The organism is Howardella ureilytica, from assembly GCF_054657495.1.
The window spans coordinates 1-1839 of the sequence record NZ_BAAHYP010000025.1; the positions used below are offsets into that span (position 1 = coordinate 1).

At 49.8% G+C, this 1839-nt stretch carries 2 rRNA genes; both read left to right on the forward strand.

Going from position 1 to position 1839, the window contains the following annotated elements:
• Positions 1–110 precede the first annotated feature (110 nt).
• Positions 111–1644: ribosomal RNA gene (locus tag ACYQ1N_RS07550) — 16S ribosomal RNA — on the forward strand.
• Positions 1645–1716: 72 nt separating this feature from the next.
• A 5S ribosomal RNA gene (rrf, locus tag ACYQ1N_RS07555) occupies positions 1717–1834 on the forward strand.
• The last annotated feature ends 5 nt before the right edge of the window (positions 1835–1839 follow it).

A 1839-nucleotide genomic window follows, 5' to 3' on the forward strand; every position in this document is an offset into this window, starting at 1 on the left:
AGTTCTTTGAAAATCAAATAGTAAGACAACCCTGAAGATTCCAAAAGAATTTCAGTAATGAAACGATACTTAAGTTTCTATATTTCTAACTAAAAAAGAAATAGCCAGTTTTTTATGAGAGTTCGATCCTGGCTCAGGATGAACGCTGGCGGCGTGCTTAACACATGCAAGTCGAACGGAGTTTATAAGACAGATTCCTTCGGGATGAAGACTTATAAACTTAGTGGCGGACGGGTGAGTAACGCGTGGGTAACCTGCCTTACACAGGGGGATAGCAGTTGGAAACGACTGGTAATACCGCATACCTTGCATTAGTTGCATGACTTATGCAAGAAAGATTTATCGGTGTAAGATGGACCCGCGTCTGATTAGCTAGTTGGTACGGTAACGGCGTACCAAGGCGACGATCAGTAGCCGGCCTGAGAGGGTGAACGGCCACATTGGGACTGAGATACGGCCCAGACTCCTACGGGAGGCAGCAGTGGGGAATATTGCACAATGGAGGCAACTCTGATGCAGCGACGCCGCGTGAGCGAAGAAGTATTTCGGTATGTAAAGCTCTATCAGTAGGGAAGATAATGACGGTACCTACAGAAGAAGCCCCGGCTAAATACGTGCCAGCAGCCGCGGTAATACGTATGGGGCAAGCGTTATCCGGATTTACTGGGTGTAAAGGGAGTGTAGGCGGCAGTACAAGTCAGGAGTGAAAACTTGGGGCTCAACCCCAAGACTGCTTTTGAAACTGTACAGCTAGAGTGTAGGAAGGGCAAGCGGAATTCCTGGTGTAGCGGTGAAATGCGTAGATATCAGGAAGAACACCGGTGGCGAAGGCGGCTTGCTGGACTATAACTGACGCTGAGACTCGAAAGCGTGGGGAGCGAACAGGATTAGATACCCTGGTAGTCCACGCTGTAAACGATGAATACTAGGTGTTGGGTCTCGATAGAGATTCGGTGCCGAAGCAAACGCATTAAGTATTCCACCTGGGGAGTACGTTCGCAAGAATGAAACTCAAAGGAATTGACGGGGACCCGCACAAGCGGTGGAGCATGTGGTTTAATTCGAAGCAACGCGAAGAACCTTACCAGGTCTTGACATCCTGCTGCCCGGTCAGTAATGTGACCTTTTCTTCGGAACAGCAGAGACAGGTGGTGCATGGTTGTCGTCAGCTCGTGTCGTGAGATGTTGGGTTAAGTCCCGCAACGAGCGCAACCCTCATCTATAGTAGCCAGCATTTCGGATGGGCACTCTATAGAGACCGCCGGGGATAACCCGGAGGAGGATGGGGATGACGTCAAATCATCATGCCCCTTATGGCCTGGGCTACACACGTGCTACAATGGCACTAAACAAAGTGAGGCGAGACAGTGATGTTAAGCAAAGCACAAAAACAGTGTCCCAGTTCGGATTGTAGTCTGCAACTCGACTACATGAAGCCGGAATCGCTAGTAATCGCAGATCAGCATGCTGCGGTGAATACGTTCCCGGGTCTTGTACACACCGCCCGTCACACCATGGGAGTCGGAAACGCCCGAAGCCGGTGGCCTAACCGTAAGGAAGGAGCCGTCGAAGGCGGGTTCGGTGACTGGGGTGAAGTCGTAACAAGGTAGCCGTATCGGAAGGTGCGGCTGGATCACCTCCTTTCTAAGAGAAGAGGAAGAAGTAGGGGTTGTCTTACTATTTGATTTTCAAAGGAATTTGAAAAGTAAAGAAATGGTTGGTGGCGATACGGATAAGGGAAACACCCGTACACATCTCGAACACGATGGTTAAGCCTTTCACGGTCTGGGATACTATACTGGAGACGGTATGGGAAAGCAGATGGTTGCCAACCTTTTA